At 37.6% G+C, this 16,885-nt stretch carries 15 protein-coding genes; 6 read left to right on the top strand and 9 right to left on the bottom strand.

The features are described 5' to 3' along the window. Positions 1–3: 3 nt before the first annotated feature. The 6 genes from ACTBZY_RS18500 to ACTBZY_RS18475 all read left to right on the top strand — a co-directional run bounded on the left by ACTBZY_RS18500 (position 4) and on the right by ACTBZY_RS18475 (position 6,507). Positions 4–1,239: a nitrous oxide reductase family maturation protein NosD gene (locus tag ACTBZY_RS18500; protein WP_463047846.1), complete on the top strand. Its 1,236-nt coding sequence runs from the start codon at positions 4–6 to the stop codon at positions 1,237–1,239. Beyond that, positions 1,236–1,943 carry an ABC transporter ATP-binding protein gene (locus ACTBZY_RS18495; RefSeq protein ID WP_463047845.1) on the top strand — a complete coding sequence of 236 codons (708 nt, stop codon included), beginning with the start codon at positions 1,236–1,238 and terminating at the stop codon, positions 1,941–1,943. Before ACTBZY_RS18500 ends, ACTBZY_RS18495 begins: the two co-directional genes overlap by 4 nt. Then, positions 1,936–2,718 (top strand): ABC transporter permease, encoded by a 783-nt coding sequence (locus ACTBZY_RS18490; RefSeq protein WP_463047844.1) that lies wholly within the window; start codon positions 1,936–1,938, stop codon positions 2,716–2,718. The genes ACTBZY_RS18495 and ACTBZY_RS18490 overlap by 8 nt, the downstream gene beginning before the upstream one ends. A 99-nt stretch (positions 2,719–2,817) precedes the next feature. Next, positions 2,818–3,654: a LytR/AlgR family response regulator transcription factor gene (locus tag ACTBZY_RS18485; protein ID WP_463047843.1), complete on the top strand. Its 837-nt coding sequence runs from the start codon at positions 2,818–2,820 to the stop codon at positions 3,652–3,654. 101 nt (positions 3,655–3,755) lie between these two features. Then, positions 3,756–4,964: a cytochrome-c peroxidase gene (locus ACTBZY_RS18480; RefSeq protein ID WP_463047842.1), complete on the top strand. Its 1,209-nt coding sequence runs from the start codon at positions 3,756–3,758 to the stop codon at positions 4,962–4,964. A 16-nt stretch (positions 4,965–4,980) separates the two neighbouring features. Continuing rightward, entirely contained in the window at positions 4,981–6,507 is a 1,527-nt protein-coding gene (locus ACTBZY_RS18475) for a parallel beta-helix domain-containing protein (RefSeq protein WP_463047841.1), read from the top strand. Between the two features lie 185 nt (positions 6,508–6,692). Here the strand turns inward: ACTBZY_RS18475 and ACTBZY_RS18470 are convergent, their stop codons facing one another. From ACTBZY_RS18470 to ACTBZY_RS18430, 9 genes are all read right to left on the bottom strand, one after another. After that, on the bottom strand, positions 6,693–7,676 hold the full coding sequence (locus tag ACTBZY_RS18470; RefSeq protein ID WP_463047840.1) for a DUF4382 domain-containing protein: 984 nt from the start codon (positions 7,674–7,676) through the stop codon (positions 6,693–6,695). Between the two features lie 165 nt (positions 7,677–7,841). Further along, the gene (locus ACTBZY_RS18465; protein WP_463047839.1) at positions 7,842–10,049 is read right to left on the bottom strand and encodes a TonB-dependent receptor; all 2,208 of its coding nucleotides are present in this window, start codon (positions 10,047–10,049) and stop codon (positions 7,842–7,844) included. A gap of 11 nt (positions 10,050–10,060) precedes the next feature. Beyond that, positions 10,061–11,338: a hypothetical protein gene (locus tag ACTBZY_RS18460; protein ID WP_463047838.1), complete on the bottom strand. Its 1,278-nt coding sequence runs from the start codon at positions 11,336–11,338 to the stop codon at positions 10,061–10,063. Between the two features lie 63 nt (positions 11,339–11,401). Next, the gene (locus ACTBZY_RS18455) at positions 11,402–11,965 is read right to left on the bottom strand and encodes a DUF4331 family protein (RefSeq protein ID WP_463047837.1); all 564 of its coding nucleotides are present in this window, start codon (positions 11,963–11,965) and stop codon (positions 11,402–11,404) included. Positions 11,966–11,994: 29 nt separating this feature from the next. Beyond that, positions 11,995–12,642, bottom strand: a complete 648-nt coding sequence (locus tag ACTBZY_RS18450) for a DUF4331 family protein (RefSeq protein WP_463047836.1) — start codon at positions 12,640–12,642, stop codon at positions 11,995–11,997. A gap of 686 nt (positions 12,643–13,328) precedes the next feature. Then, complete coding sequence (locus ACTBZY_RS18445) at positions 13,329–14,114, bottom strand: anti-sigma factor (RefSeq protein ID WP_463047835.1); 786 nt, start codon at positions 14,112–14,114, stop codon at positions 13,329–13,331. Beyond that, the gene (locus tag ACTBZY_RS18440; protein WP_463047834.1) at positions 14,111–14,653 is read right to left on the bottom strand and encodes an RNA polymerase sigma factor; all 543 of its coding nucleotides are present in this window, start codon (positions 14,651–14,653) and stop codon (positions 14,111–14,113) included. The genes ACTBZY_RS18445 and ACTBZY_RS18440 overlap by 4 nt, the downstream gene beginning before the upstream one ends. Before the next feature lie 89 nt (positions 14,654–14,742). Then, on the bottom strand, positions 14,743–15,297 hold the full coding sequence (locus ACTBZY_RS18435) for a fasciclin domain-containing protein (protein ID WP_463047833.1): 555 nt from the start codon (positions 15,295–15,297) through the stop codon (positions 14,743–14,745). A 655-nt stretch (positions 15,298–15,952) separates the two neighbouring features. Beyond that, positions 15,953–16,885: an alpha-E domain-containing protein gene (locus ACTBZY_RS18430; RefSeq protein ID WP_463047832.1), complete on the bottom strand. Its 933-nt coding sequence runs from the start codon at positions 16,883–16,885 to the stop codon at positions 15,953–15,955.

Genomic DNA, 16,885 nt, shown 5'->3' with positions numbered 1-16,885 from the left:
GTTATGTCTAGAATCCTTTTCCTAATTTCATTAGCTCTATTTACTCAGAAAAGCCTGCATGCAGAAACTATCAAAATCTGCCATGAATGTTCTGTAAAGTCGATCCAAAAAGGGATTAATATGGCTAGAGATGGAGATATACTTGAAATTCAAGATGGCAAATATTTTGAGCACGATATCCTGATTGACAAAGCCATTTCGCTTATAGGAATAGGAAATCCTCAGATTGACGTAGAATCCAAAGGTTATGGCATTTTGATAAAATCAAATAAGGTAAAAATCAAAAACTTAAGGCTTACTCATATTGGAAAGAGCTTCACAAAGGATTTTGCGGCCATCTATATCTCAAAGTCTAAGAATTTTTTGATTGAGAACGTTACGCTTGAGAACGTCTTCTTTGGAATATTGATAGAAAAATCTAACAACGGAATCATTAGAAACAATCACATTTCTAGCAGTGCCATCTTAGAGGCGGCTTCTGGCAATGGCATTCACGCATGGTATTGCGACAGCCTCACCATTGACAAAAACGAACTTCATAATTTAAGAGATGGAATTTACTTTGAATTTGTAACTCATAGTAAAGTAACTCATAATAAGTCCTATGATAACCTGCGTTACGGGCTACATTTCATGTTTTCAAACAATGATGAATACCATTACAATACATTCTCTAAAAACGGTGCTGGTGTAGCCGTTATGTTTTCAAAGTTCATCAAAATGACCCATAATCGGTTTCACGAAAACTGGGGTTCGGCTTCGTATGGTTTACTGTTGAAAGAAATTTACGATGCAGAAATTGAAGACAATATTATTGAGAAAAACACAGTGGGTATAAATGCTGAAGGTTGTACCAGAATCAATTACAAAAACAACAGTTTTATAAGCAACGGCTGGGCCATCAAAATATCTGGAGCATGCTACGCCAATGTTTTCCAAAGAAACAATTTTCTTAATAATTCATTTGATGTGTCTTATAACAGTAAAATGAACGACAACACTTTTGATGGCAACTATTGGAGCTCTTACACCGGTTACGATTTAGCTAAAGATGGCGTAGGCGACGTGCCTTTCAGGCCTGTTAAACTCTTTTCATACATCGTAAATAGAACCCCAGAAACCATCTTATTACTGAGAAGCCTTTTCATGGAGATTCTAAATTTCTCAGAAAAAGTGTCGCCAGTTTTCACTCCAGACAACTTGATGGATTTTAAACCCTTAATGAAGAAAATAGGATGATAAAAATAGCAGGGTTAAGCAAAAACTTTGGGAAAGTCCAAGTGCTAGATGATCTAGATTTAGAGATAAAAACGGGAGGGATATTTGCCGTACTTGGACCAAATGGATCGGGCAAAACCACACTTATAAAAAGTATGCTGGGAATGGTTATTCCTGATAAAGGAATTATTGAAATAGACGGAACTAACGTGCTGAAGCAATATGCCTACCGTAAAAATATTAACTATCTTCCTCAAATCGCTAATTTCCCAACAAATCTTACTGTTGCGGAGTTAATCAAGATGATTAGTGACCTTAGGGGAAAGGCGGTCTCGCATGAAGGTCTTATCTCAAAATTTGCATTAGAAAGCCACCTTGACAAAAAACTTGGTCACCTCTCTGGGGGTACCCGGCAAAAAGTCAATATTCTGCTAACTTTTATGTTTGACAGCGACTTGATAATTCTGGACGAACCCACATCTGGCCTTGACCCCTATTCGCTCATTCAGCTGAAAGACAGTATCAAAAAAGAGAAGGATAAAGGGAAAACCATCCTTATCACTTCCCATATTATCAGTTTTGTGGAAGAAGTGGCTGACAAAATTGTCTTCATTTTAGATGGTAAAATCTACTTCAAAGGCACTATTGAAGAACTTAGAAAAAAGACAGGGCAAACCAATCTGGAACATGCCATTGCAAAAATCTTAACTCCAAAAAATGTTTAAAATCTTCAAATATATCTTTTCCGATTTGATACGTAGCAGGTGGAGTTATGTGTATTTTCTGTTCTATTTGGCATTGGGATTCGTGATGCTTTTCCTGAACAATGATGTCTCAAAGGCCATTATTACACTGATGAATATTATTGTAGTACTTACGCCCTTGGTCGGTACTGTTTTTGGTGTGATGCACTATTACGATTCCAAAGAATTTACAGAACTTCTGCTAGCTCAACCCATCAAACGCTCTACACTTTTTTTAGGGCAATACATAGGTTTATCACTCTCCCTTACACTGAGTTTAGTGTTGGGTCTAGGTATACCTTTCTTAGCATACGGCGTATTAGAATCTACTGCCATCTGGAATTTTAGCTCGCTACTCCTCATAGGAGCATTTCTAACTTTCATTTTTGTGGCCCTGGCTTATCTTATTGCACTTTCTAACGAAAACAAGATTAAAGGCTTTGGTTATGCCATCCTTCTTTGGTTGTTTTTGGCTGTAATTTATGATGGCATTTTTCTTATTACGCTTTTGGTTTTTGACGACTACCCTATTGACAAGTTTGCCTTAGTGGCTACGGTCTTTAACCCCATCGACCTTTCCAGAATTCTTATCTTACTAAAACTGGATATTTCCGCCTTATTTGGATACACGGGAGCAACTTTCAAAATGTTTTTAGGAACAAATTTAGGAATGCTGGCTTCCACTTTTATTCTAAGTTTATGGGTGGTTATTCCAGCTTGGTTTATTGTCCTAAAAGCAAAAAAGAAGGATTTTTAGTTAAAACATTCTGAGTCCATATTCTTCTATTTTTTAATCACAAGCGATTGAATAATTAAAATATTGACATTTATATTACCTTTAGTTTAGTAATACTAAATGAAGGCAATCATCAACATACTCTTTCAAAAAGCCCCTTATCTGGATTCTACCAGAAACAAGCTTTTCCATATTGGTTTTCTAACCGTATTTACTTCCATTTTTTTAAGCGTCTACTCCCCTTTTAACATGAGTGAATGGGGCGGTAATATATTTGAATATGTAATAATTGGCACTTTCGTATCATTCACCTCCCAATTCCTGTTAAGATACCTTCTTGGATTAAAACACTTAAGGCTGCACCAAATGATACTTTTGGCAGGTTTAGAATTTATTTCAATAACCATTTTACTCTACTTCATATATGGTGTAGAATACACAACTCTCGACCAAAAAATAGGAGAATTCTTAGTAACGCTAAAGTTCGTTTTTCTAATTTTGGCGGGACCTTATCTTTTGTCTGTCTGGTTCTTGGCCGGAAGGCAAAATACATTTTTATCCTATGAGCCTTCACTAAACAATTATATAGATAAGAGCCCTGCTTTGTTGAGTATAAAGTCAGACACAAACAAAGTACTTTTGGCCATACGATATGACCAAATAATCCTCCTCAAATCGTCTGGAAACTATGTGGACATTTATTATTTAAAAGGTGAAAAAGCCACGAAAGAATTAGTAAGAATTAGCTTAAAAGAATTGGAATCCATTATCAAAAACTCCAATATTCTCAGAATTCACAGATCCTATCTAGTGAACATACACATGATTTCTTCCTTCAAAAAAACAAGGAAAGGATATGAGCTCATCGTAAAACATATTTCCGATGAAACTGTACCTGTTTCCCTAGGCTATAAGGAAAGTTTTGAAGAAGCATTGGCATTAAAGCTGTCCCATTAGTCACAGTATAGCACCGTTTTGTAACAAAATCCTCAAAAAATTTAATCTTCGCTAATGTTACCGTTTAATTAGTGTTTCGAAAAGAAACGATGATTATTCAAATGAACAAGCGAAACATCCTATTAAAAGCAGGTATCGTGGGGCAATTATTGGCCTTTACCTTGTATTTTTTATGGCCGAATAATTCAACTGTTTTAGGTGAAATCCTTACCGAAAATCCTGAGGCTGGTTTTAAATTAAATGAGAATTGTCCTCCAGGATTTAAGCTCAACGAGCAAAACCAATGTATTTCACAAAATTTATACCTTCAATATGATTCTCCCAACAATAAAGGAGTGGGAGGGCTTCAAACCGGATTACCAGAATTAAGAGAAGGTTTTTCTCCGCAGGAAATAGATTTAGGTCGATTATTGTTTTTTGACCCCGTTCTTTCTGGTAATGGTACCATGTCCTGTGCCACTTGTCATCAGCCTAGCAAAGGCTTTAGTGATGGAATGGCTACGGGTATCGGTAATGAAAATCAAAAGCTACAAAGGGCTACGCCATCTCTTTGGAATGTAGGCTATTTAAGAACCCTATTTTGGGATGGTCGTTCAAGTTCCTTAGAGGATCAAATAGAGGATCCGCTATTTGCAAAAGATGAAATGAATAATACACCTGAAAATCTTTTGAAAACCATCAATGAGATCGAAAGCTACAAGATATTATTTGCTGATACTTTCCCACAAAAGGAAGGTGCGAAAATTGGGTTAAAAGAGATTTATACCGCGATAACGGCTTTTCAAAGTTCGTTGATTTCTTTAAATAGCAAATATGACCGATATGCACACGGCTATCACGATGCCCTAAGTAGTAATGAAAAAGAAGGCATGAACATTTTTAGGTCTTTTGTGGCTAGATGTGCAGAGTGCCATACGCCTCCTCTTTTCACCAATCAGGAGTTTGCCGTAATCGGCAGCCCAGAACCTAATGGTTTGGCACTAGATCCTGGTGCCCAAATACCTAAAAATGACAGTACATTAAGAGGTGCTTTTAAAGTCCCTAGCTTAAGGAATATTGAAAAAACAGCTCCATATATGCATTCGGGCAACTTTTCCACTTTGAGAGAAACCGTATCGTTTTATACACAAGGTCGTGGCCATGCCGTTCCCGAAGGCGAAAACCTCCTCATTCATTGGCATATTTGGGAACCTAATTTAAGCGATTACGAACTAGACCGACTTGTAGATTTTCTAAAAACTTTAACCGACGAATCTTTTTTACCAAAAATTCCAGTAAAGGTACCTTCTGGCCTAAAACCTTCTATTTAACATAAACTAATACAAAATGAAATCAACCTTATTCAAAATTATGGGCGGATTGGCCCTTTTAACACTTGGTGTATTTTTAGGTAAATCCTTCTTTTCTTATAGCGGCGAATCTGTTCCTGTGCCTATGGGCATGCAATACAGAAATGTCGGTCTTTCTGGAGAAGGGATAGAATTAACTCAAAACAAAACTTTTACCGGCAATATTATAGAAGTAAAAAAAGGAGGTTCTATTCAAAAAGCAGTGGAAAGAGCCATACCAGGAGATTTGATTAGAGTTTTTCCAGGAACTTATTCCGAGAATGTTTTTATTGACAAAGATGATATCAGCATGCAAGGCGTGGTAATTAATGGAGAATGGCCAACTTTGGATGGTAAGAAGAAAATAAATGATGCGTTTCTGTATTCCAGAAACGGTATTTTGATAGAAAATTTCAAAATCATCAATTACAAGGGAAATGGCATTATGGGGCAGGCAGGAAATAATTTTGTTATTAGAAATAACTGGATTATTGACACTGGGGTCTATGGCATTTTCCCTCAATATGGCAAGAATGGTCTTATTGAGCACAACGTCGTTAGCAAGATAGCGGATGCCGCCATTTACGTAGGTATGTGCGATAATGTAGACGTCCTGCATAATGAGGTTTTTGACAATGTCGCTGGCATTGAAATTGAAAATTCTAGGCATTGTTTGGTAGAAAACAATTATGCCCATAATAATACCGGTGGTATATTGGCTTTTGTAACACCAGGATTACCTATCAAGACCACTTTTGACGTGATCCTGAGAAACAATTTTGTGGTCAATAATAATCATGAGAATTTTGGAGCTCCAGGCTCTACGGTATCTGGAATTCCTAAGGGAACAGGTATTTTAATTATGGCCGCGGATGATGTTATCGTAGAAAACAACATTATTACTGGCAATAATAACACGGGAATTACGATTGTGGATTTAGCCACTGGTGCCCCTAAAGCAAATGACCCGAACTCAGAAGGCAACCCAGACCGTGTGGTAATTTTGGACAATATAATGTATGACAACGGTAACGACCCAATTGGAGAAATAAAAGCCGTTATGCTGACTAAAATGGACAGTAAAGGACCGGATATTTTCGCTTTTGGTGGTGGGGTTGGCAGTACTATAAGAGACAAAAACAAGTTCCGAACTTTCGGTATCACTAGCTACGGCATAGCCCAAATAACAGACACAAAGAACATACCGACCATGAGAACACCTGCTCCAGTGGCACCTCGTTCTGTATCAAAAGAAGAGTTAGGTGAGTTAACTTATTATGGCGTATGTGCTGGCTGCCATGCAGTGGGAACTAGATTGATTGGAGTACCAACGGAGTACATTCAAATGATACATAAAGGAAACCCTCAAGGTATAGTAGACTACATTAATAAACCTTTAAACCTTAGAGAAGATTATCCTGAAATGCCTCCACAAGATTACCTTTCTGAGGAAGCCAAAATGGCCGTTGCAGAATTTATCTTGGCCATTAAAATTGATGAAGGCTTTAAGAAAGAAGTTAAATAGTTGCACCTTATAAGGTTCAAGTGCTAGGCTCTTTTTGAGCTAGTTTATAAAATCCAGTTGACAAGCGTTGACTGGATTTTCTTTATAAATTCACCTAACACCATTTCAGAGCGGGACAATTTGCTGCATAAAAAAAACGACCGTCAAAATTGACAGTCGTTTTAAACCCTCTAGCTATACACTTTTTACAAACCTAAGTTTCCTCCAAGTACGCCAGTTAATTTAAGTGATAGAGAAAGGCTAGTTTCTGCACCAGCATTTACACCTACATTACTTAAATCCATGCTGCTATTAATATCCAAAAGCGTGCTTAAACCTAAGCCAGAATCACTTTGTTCAGGCTTATCACATTGAATCTCATAGTTACCTTCTGGCAAAAAAGATAATTTAAAAGTGCCATCGGCCTTTACAATTGCACTGGTTACGGCATTGGCGTATTTAATATTGCTGCTTCCTTGACCTTTAGTTTCGGTACTGGCATTAAACGATCCTTTCTTATAAACATACACTACCACATCAACCTTAGCTGCAGCTGCATTTTCAATCTTACCTTTGATTGCACCCGTCATCGCTTTGTTTTCTGCTCGTACTGCAGCGTTCAATTCATTATTAGACACAAATGAATAATCTCCTCCAGAAGATTTAACAGACTTTCTTAAATCAAAATCCATTATTATTTCTGTGTTGGCCTTTTCCGAAATTTTGAAATTGCTCGGTTTCATAGTAATTGAAGTCGCACTTTTGGATGCCAACTCCAACTTCTCTTTAGTACCATCTGTTTTTAAAACATAACAGCCAGGGCCAGTACCTGCTGCATCTTTTTCTGCATCAATAACCATTTCCAAGGTTGTATAAGAACCCGCTGCCACGTTACCTTCCCCTAAAGCTAAAGAGTTACCGTTTTGAAGCTCTAAAACGTTTACCGTCTTAGGCCCTTTAAAACCGCTAAAGGTTTTTCCATCCACCTTAATCTCCGTTACCGTTACAAAAGCAGCAGATACATCAGCCTGATCAATAGGTGCATCCGTAATACTAAAACTTAAGCTGCCTTGTGGTTCGTTTGGATCGTTGATGTCTCCTTTTGGTGATGACCCGTTGTCTTCACATGAAAACGCCAAAACAGACAACGCCAGAACACTTACTGCTACAATTTTACTTTGCTTTTTCATTTAATTTACTTTTAGTTTAACAATTTTTAGCGGAGTATCGTACATACTCTTCCGTTACATAGAAGAGACAGAAATAACTATTCCTTCATGAAAATCTTTAAACAACAGTATCAAATGGGAAAACCTTCCCCGTCTTGGGGAAAACTTATGCAGAATAAAGGGGTATTAAATCCTTACCGAAAGACTTGTTCTTATTGAAATAGGTGCACCTGGCGTGAAATGTATTTCGTCAACGGTGTTAGACTCACTCCTCAATCTTGATGTAGTAGCAAATTGAGTTTCATTCCAGGATTTATTAAAGAGATTTTGAATATTGAAACCCAACTTCCATTTTCTAAAACTATAATTCACGTTTGCATCTGTAATCCAATATCCATCTGCCGTAATGGAGTAATCCTCGTTTGCTGGCCTCTTACCTAAAATTCTCGTTTTTATTCCACCAGAGAAAACTTTCCAAGCTGTGAAAGCAAACCCTCCAGTATAGGTAAGGGCTGGTGCCAAAGGAATATAGTTTTCTCCCGATGGTTCATCCTTACTTCTGGCGTAAGAATATGTAATATCTGAATCAAAAAACACACTAGGCGTAAGTTGAGCCCTGAAACCAAAATCGGCTCCTAATCTATTCGTTTTGCCACTGGGCTCCACTATTCCCTCATCTCCTACATAAACAAACTCCTGTTCTAAATTAAGAGCCCATAATGTGACATTCAGAATGATTTTGCTATTGGGTTTTAAAACAGTTCCCAAATCTGCACCGTAAGACCTTGGTAAAACTTGATGATTATCCTTAAAAATGACAGCCCTACTATCATTGGAGTGGTAACCCGTTCCGGTTTTTAAGAAAAATTGGATGCTTTCATTCGGCTGAATTATAAAACTCAATTTTGGGCTTAATAAAAAGCTTTGTTGGGAATTCCCCATGCCATCGTCTGTAAGTTTATCATTATAGTTAAAATAGAAGTGATCCACTCTCAAACCTGGAATAACGCTTAACTTACCATAATTAAACACCGTATTCAGATTTAAATAAGAATTGGTTTCGTCTATATTTCCATAGTACACATAATCTAAAATAGTGGTTTTATTCTCGGTTCTTGTAAGCTGATTATCTCTAATGAAATCTGATCTTATACCTCCATTGGCGTTTAATATAAATCCTTTAAATTCTTTATTATAGGACGTCTCAAAACCGAATAAATTTCTATTCTCCGCCTGCTTTATTTGGTCTCCGTTAACTGGATTGTTGGCAAAAAATGTAAAATTAGAGAAGAGCATAAAGTCATAATTGGTATAAAAAACTCGCGACATCAAAGACGCTTTATTTCTCAAAGACTGATGATAGGTCACGGAGGCGTTTGCCCTGGATGTGTTTCCTCCCTCTGTATCGTCAATAGCACCAAATCTGGTTATAAGACCCGAATCTGCCGCTCTTTGAGGAATCTGTCCAGATGCATCCCATTTGCTGGTAAAATAAGACCCAGTCACTTCTAATTTTGCAGAGTTTGATATTTGATTATTCCATTTTCCCATCACATTAAACCTGTTAAAGTTTTGTGGAGACACAAATGGCCCGTCGCTATAAATATATTCAGACGCAATGTAGGCTTGACTTTTAGACGACTTATCTGCCACTAAATTAAACAATCCTAAAGCTCTCTTATGGTTAAAACTTCCATATTCCAAACTGACAGAGCTGTTATCAATCCTTTCTTTGGTTTTATAAGCTACGCTACCAGCAGTTGCAAAGTTACCTTGGTCTGCCTTATAGCTTCCTTTTGAAAACGCTATGCCCTCGATAGTCTCTGGAATAACAAAATGTAAGTCTGAATAACCTTGTCCGTGAGCATGGGAGACCATATTTACGGGCATGCCATCTACAGAAATATTAAGGTCAGTACCATGGTCAATATCAAAACCCCTTAGAAAAATTTGTTCTGCCTTACCTCCTCCAGCATGCTGACCAGTAAATAAACCAGGTACCATTCTCAATAAATCTTGAGAAGAATTGACTGGGTTAACTTGAAGGTTTACATCTGCAAAAATTTGCATCGCATCCATTTCTGGCTTTACCTCTACTCCAGCTAACGAAATGGCAGACGTTTTAAGCGTAATGTTTCTGACTGACGCCCCATTATAAGCTATAATATTGGGGGTGAACCCTATTATACTGAATGATATGCTATCTCCTAAAGCAATCTTATCAATACTGTATTTTCCATTAAAGTCTGTTTTGGAATACCTGTTTTGTCCCAATATACGAATAGAAACCTCTGGAATGGCGAAACCATCTTCGTCTAATACTTTACCTTCAAATTGCTGAGAAAAAATGGATGTACTGATAAAAAATAATACTAATGTTAATGTTTTTTTCATGGCTTTTTTTCTTACAACTTTCTAATAAGCTCGGCCATGTTTGGCCCTACTTCAAAATAACTTCCTTCCAATTCTGTTTTTAAAGCGGCCACATTTCCTTTGTCTCCCATGGCCTTATACACCTGTGCCAAATGGAATAAGCTTTTTGGCTCAAAGGTTTTATCCTTAACTTTTGAATTGGCAATAAGTAGTGCTTCAGACTTATTACCGTTTTGATAATTTGCGGAAGAAAGCAACTGGTAAGATTGAGGTGTTGGTCTATTTTTCACCTCTTTAATGGCTAACGCTAAGGCCCTTTCTGGCTTCTTTTCTAACATTGTCACTAAATATGCATTATACATGTCTCCATATTCTGGAGCAGAAACCTGGGCTACAAAATTAGCATTTAAGGCGGCTTCTCTTTCCGAATCTCCCCTGTATTTTGCGATTTCAGACATTAACAAATTGTAATCAGGTGCAACATGTTTCTTCTGAATGAAAGTTATAATTCGTTCTGCTTCTTCTAGATTTTTTTCATGAGAAAACGCAATCCAGGCAATACCTTTAAGTGCATAAACATAATGATTATCAATCTCTAAAGCCTTTAAATAATTATTGTAAGATTTTTCAATGGCTCCCACATGACCGTAAAAGTCTGCCATATTAGAATAAATCCAAAGTTTTAATTCTCTACTGTTTATTTCCTCTGCTTTAATACTGGCGAGCATTAACTGGTCAATAGCTCCTTTGGTGTCTCCCTTATGATCATACCATTTTGCCAACCTTATGAGGTAATCAAAATCCTCTTTCTCGCTCATCATTTTTAGAGCCTGCTCTGCTTTTTCATATTGACCTAATTCCATAGCCACATCAAAAAACATTTTTTGGGTAGCGTCCTTATTTTCACCTAAAGAATCTGCCAAGATTAGGCATTGATTTGCCTCTTGAAATCTATGTTGTGTTATTCTGGTTTTAGCCAGCGACCTTAAAACAGAGGCACTTGAAGTGGATCTCATTTCATTTACCTGGGCTAGCTGATCTGCTGCGGTGTTTAAGTAGTTTATCTCACCCGTTAAAGCGAATAATTGATTGTTCGCACCTGCCATTTTACTTAAAAAAGTGTTTTGGTTAGGAGCTTGGTCAAACTTATCTGACCAAAACTTTAATTCTCCTTTCTGAAAATCTAGTTCTTCGTTCTCTAAATTTTCGATAAGGTATCGATTGTAGTCTTCTGAGTTCGTGACGGTGTTTTTAGGAGCGTTACAAGCCAACGCAATAACACCAAGTAAGATTATATATAGCCGGTTCATAATCGTATGTGTTTGAGAGTTAAAAAATAGGGCAAGCACTTATGCTTGCCCATTAAAATTATCTTACCAAGGAGTGGCTAGATAAGGAAAAGAAGCACTAAAAGCTTTATCGTTAGCATCCACGTTGTCATTTGATAATGATGTATTCTCAGAGAAGTCTTCTCCTCCAAATATCAAAAGCAATTCAACTGTAATAACGTCGTCAGAAAGGTTTCTTCCTGTAAGTACGTTAGTACCATCATAAAAAGTAGTAGGTTTTGTAGTAGATACACTTAAAACATCCGTAGCTAAAACACTACCAAAAGTCGTTGCATCTAAACCCAATGCATTTTTATCTCCCGCGTTTGCATAAGCTGGGCTTAATCCTTTAAGACCTGCTGCAAAAGCTGAAGCATATTTGGCTCCCTGCTGAGAAGGTGGCGTTACGTTGAAATCATCTTTCATACTCGCCGGTACAAATACCGTGTTAATTGCTGGTCGTCCCATTTGGTCAGAAGTCTTATATGTACCGCTGAATTCTGGTCCTGTTGGATTCACCGTTCCCATGTCGTCGTCTTTATCGCAACTCGTTAGAGCGAAAGCTCCTACCAGAGCCATTCCCAATATATTTCTCACTAATTTTTTCATCTTAATCTAATGTTATTGTAATTGAATAATTATTTTCTTTTTGCTTCAACCCATGTGTTGATCGTACCAGTACCTCCTAAAACAGATTTTGGAAGTTCTACCACAAGAGAAAGCACGTTTGTACCTGCAAAAGTGTCGGTACCTTTAGCACTAAACCCTGTAGCAGTTCCGCCAATGATTTCAGTATACTTTCCGAAATCAAAGAAGAAAGGGTCGTCACGAGGACCGGCAAAAACAGTCATACCACTGGCTGTAGCAGTTTTAGCTGCAGTTCCATAAGGCGTAATGTCTACAGAAGCCATTGGTGCCGCTGTCATCACTGTACTCGTGGCTCCTGGAGCACTTGGTGCCACTGGACCGAAGAAATACATTTTTCCATCTCTTGGAATTGCCTGAATAACTAAGTCTTCCACATTGTCTCCGTTGTTGTCAATGTTAATCTCTACCAGCACATTCTCGTCGAAGGCGGCTGCAGAGGTAGCTGATGGACTTAATAAACCTTGAAGGTTAGCTACGAATACCATGTTAGCAGTGTTTTGCCCTTGGAATGCGTAGAAATCTGTAATGTCTGCAGTAGTTCCTTTTACTCCTGGAGCATCAATGTGGTCAGCAGCTACGATGCCGATTCCTACGGCAAGAAGAGCAACTACACCCCATATTTTTTTTGACTTTTTCATAATTCGTTTTTGTTTAAATTTTAAATTCCCCTTACGTACGTGTCGAGTTGAAAGTTTAGATCGATTATTTATTACATATTTTTAATCTATTTATATACAGCTAGTTACATAATACAATCATTTACAAAACGCGATGATACTATTCCAATGGAGAAGAAAGATCAATGCAAATCCATTAAGATAGCACGGAGTATTCGAAAAAATACAGGTAAAAATTCATGTGATAGAAGGAATATTTTAGCAGCTCCAGAGGAGCAAAACGTATGTGGCGAGGATGGAATAATTTTATCTGCAAATGCAGATTTATCTTTTTTCCTTATATCTAAAGTTAATTCGTTGAGTTGATTCGTATACCCTTTCAAAATCTCAATAATATCCCGTCTTTGATTGACTCTTCGTTTTACAGAAACAAGCGAAAATCTTTTTGAATGCGTTGAAAAAAAAATAGCCTTAAGAATTTCTCCTTAGGGCTATCTCCAATGACTTTTCCTGATCTCGTACAAATACTTCGGAATCATTAAGGCCTATTTATAGGGAAGTTATTTAGGATAACGTCGGAAAAAATATTCTCGCTTGTTCTCTCTGCGACCTCATAGAAATTTAAACCGAACATTTTTTGGACTAGAAACACCAAAAGCCCCGAAGGGCTATTTTGATGTTGGATAAACGATATCCGGCTACATTCTTTACACGTTTCCTATGACGTAAAGTTCTTCTAATGTTGGGCTTGGCACTCCACCCTCTTTTTCCAATGTAATGGCAAAGGCAGATGGTTTTCCACTGACAGACTTCATCGATAATAATTTACCCTGGAAATCTTTGTCAAGCATTCCCATATCTTCTGGACCATTTTCTCCTATTATCCAAAGCTGATATTGCTTACCGGCTTCTGGCACAGGGAGATTATTGACCATGAGTTCTACAGAGTTATCTTTCTGATTCCACATCACAGTTACTGCTGCGTCTGGTTTCCCTTCCGTACCGGCTAATTTAACAATCTTATTTTCTGGATTATTAAACTCTGCGAGAAGTAAGCTGCTGTTATTAAAAGACCCTTCAAGGGCTTCCACTCTTTGGCTCATTTCTGAAGATTCAAGTTTTAGCTGGTTATTTTGAGATAGCACCCACGCCGTGGTAGCTGCTAACAATACAGACGCTGCTAAAGCCATTTTACTCCATAATGGAATTATTTTTACTGTAGCTTCTTGCTCTTCTTGTACCGGAAGTAATTCTTCATCCTCTTCCGCAAAAGTCATCTGAGCGAAAATCTGATCCTTGAGAAAGGCAGGGGGCTGCTTCTCGTAGACCGCCATGTATTTTCCTAGTGAATGATTTAACACTTCTATTTCTTGTTTAATTTCGGGATAGGTCTGGGCTAGGCATTCTATACCTGCAGCCTCCTTTTCTGGAAGGTGTCCTAAAACGTACTCCTCCAGCATCCCTGATGATTCTATAAATTCTTTAATGTTCATGCTGCATAGTAGAGTTTAAGGTCCTGTAAAGCTGTCCTAATTCTAGATTTAGCTGTACCCAATGGTATGTCTAGTTTCTCGGCGGCCTCTTGCTGAGTATAACCCTGCAAGTAAACCAAATCTAACAAAATCTTACGCTCTGGTTTAAGTTTGTCAACGATGCTACGCAAATCCAGTGTATTCACTGAAATTTCCTCTTGATTACTTTTATCAATTACGCCCACTTCTCCGTCAATATCCACATGATATTTGTTCTTCTCTTTTCTATAAAGATCTATTGACGCATTACGTGCGATGTTCATCATCCAGGTGTATAACTTGGCCTTTGACGGCTCGTAGTCACCTATTTTTTTCCATATTTTCAGAAAAACGTCTTGTAATAAATCTGCCGCTTTGTCTTCGTCCGGAATTATCCTTGAGATCACCCCAAACAGGGCAGAGGAATAATTGTCGTACAGGTAGTCAAATGCCTGTCGCTGATTCTTTTTAAGTGAAATTACAAGCTCATCCTCTGAATATCTGATTGTTTTTGTAGCCAAAATATATTCAGTTAAGAGTTTTAAGTATTATATAAATGTAATTAATTAACTCCCAGCTTATCGTATCACAGGGAGTTTTCCTGTCAAATTTAGCTAGGCATTAATACCTTATCTATAGAGTGTATCACGCCATTGCTCTGATAAACATCATAAACATTGATATTGGCCGCCCCACCTTTTTCGTCCAGAATCATGATATTATGCATACCATTCATTTTAAACGTTAGCATGCCACCAGAAAGCGTTTTGAGTGTCGCTACTCCTTTCCCCTTCTTAATCATTTTCATAAGTTCGTCGGCATCAATTTTACCTGACACTACATGATAGGTTAAAACAGAAGTCAGCATATCCTTACTTTCTGGTTTAAGAAGGGTGGCAACCGTACCTTTTGGTAAAGCATCAAATGCCGAGTTAACAGGAGCAAAAACCGTCAAAGGACCGTCGCCCATTAAGGCGTCTACCAGACCAGCAGCCTTAACTGCCGCCACTAGTGTAGTATGGTCATTAGAATTTACAGCGTTCTCTACAATGTTCTTTTTCGGATACATAGCCTCTCCTCCAACCATCACAGCCTGAGCATTGACCATTGTACTTGCGGCCATTCCAGCTAAAATAAACGCTAAAGTTTTAATTTGCTTTTTCATAATTTGTGTTATTTCATAATTTGTATGCTGCATGTACGCCATTAGATTTCTTTTGGATGGATTAGTTCAAAAAAATCTTTTTCTGATGCGTATACCCCCGATGAACATATTAAACCCGGTTTATACATTGGAGAATCGTAATGAGCAGTTAAAGTGGAATTAATCAGACATTTAAGCGAGATTAGCATAGCGTTTACCCTGAGCTTTTTGTCGAAGGGTTCTGGTGAATGAGTTTAAATGGGTTTACGAACTGATTTGAAGCAATTTAGCTACAGTCCCGATAAAATCGGGAGATTTTCTAATGCATAAAGCGGGTTAAAAAACCCATATTGCTAAGGCTAGACGCCCATTTAGCGAAAGCGTCTTTTGTTTGTGATTTTAAATCAATTCTTGATGTAATTGAAATACTGAAGTATCGGTAGGAATTAAAAAGCAAACCTTAGGCAGATCAGATAAAGCCAATATATGAAGTGGGCAGCCTAATTGGGAGGATTAGACAGAACGGTCAAATAAATGAAAGAATCCAGCAACAATCAAATGGAATTTAATTATAACGGGATTCGATTCATGACGTGGCTTTCAAACTTGACATTCAAATAGCGTTAAGTCAATGGTTTTTGAACAAGCACTTATTGAATAATACGCAAATCAGTATTTACGAATACGCAAAATATTTAGTTACTAGTATTTCATTTATTTCTATAATTCTAGACTGTACATCATCTAGGTATTCTGATTCCTTGCCTTCGATATCGTCCATATGATAGTAGAAGAGCTCATTTCTAAGGTTTCTTGCGATTAGCTTAACTGAATTTGCTTTTCCTTTTTGATCTAAAGACAAATCGCTGATGCGTTCTTTAAATTCAAATAGACAAAACGCCAACGAACGAGGAAACTTCTCATTAAAAATCAGGAATTCTAAGGCTCTTCTTTTCTTTACGGGCTTTTTATAATACTTCCTGTTCATGTCAAAAGCTTCTAAGCTTTTAAGAAGATTACCAAACTCATTGTCAATCATCCTAGGGTCTTGACCTTCTAAGGCCTTTTCATCCGCTAATTTAAGTTGGCTAATTCTAGTTATTTGAAAGCTCCTTTCTAAAAGAATTCCGATTTTCAAAATAGACCAACCTTGGTCATGAATAAGCGTACTGTCTACTCTTGCTTTACACAATTGCACCAAATCAAGAACCTTGAGCATAAAATCACTCATGCTGGTTTTAAGGTAGGTTTCCTGGTCAAATGTCCTGACAAAATGATATAGGTTATTCACCGCCTCCCAAAGCTCAGAGCTTATAAAATCTTGTGTTCCTCTACAGTTTTCTCTGAGCAGATTAGCACATGAAATGATAGACGATGGATTTTCTAAATCAAAGGCCACGTTTGACAGCACTGCGTCAACATCCAGATCTTCTTCTGTTATCAGGTTTCCTGCCATAGAATTTATATTTCTAAGCACAAACTGTGAACCCGTTTCTAAAGGTCCGTCCAGACTGGCAAAATAATTTACCGGTACAAAACGAGCAATATGCTCCATTCTTTCTAGGTTTCTTCCAGCCCAGTATAAATTGTTCGCTATTCTTGAAAGCAT

The sequence above is a fragment of the Arcticibacterium sp. genome, assembly GCF_055134445.1.
This window is presented reverse-complemented; position numbering and strand designations above follow the sequence as displayed.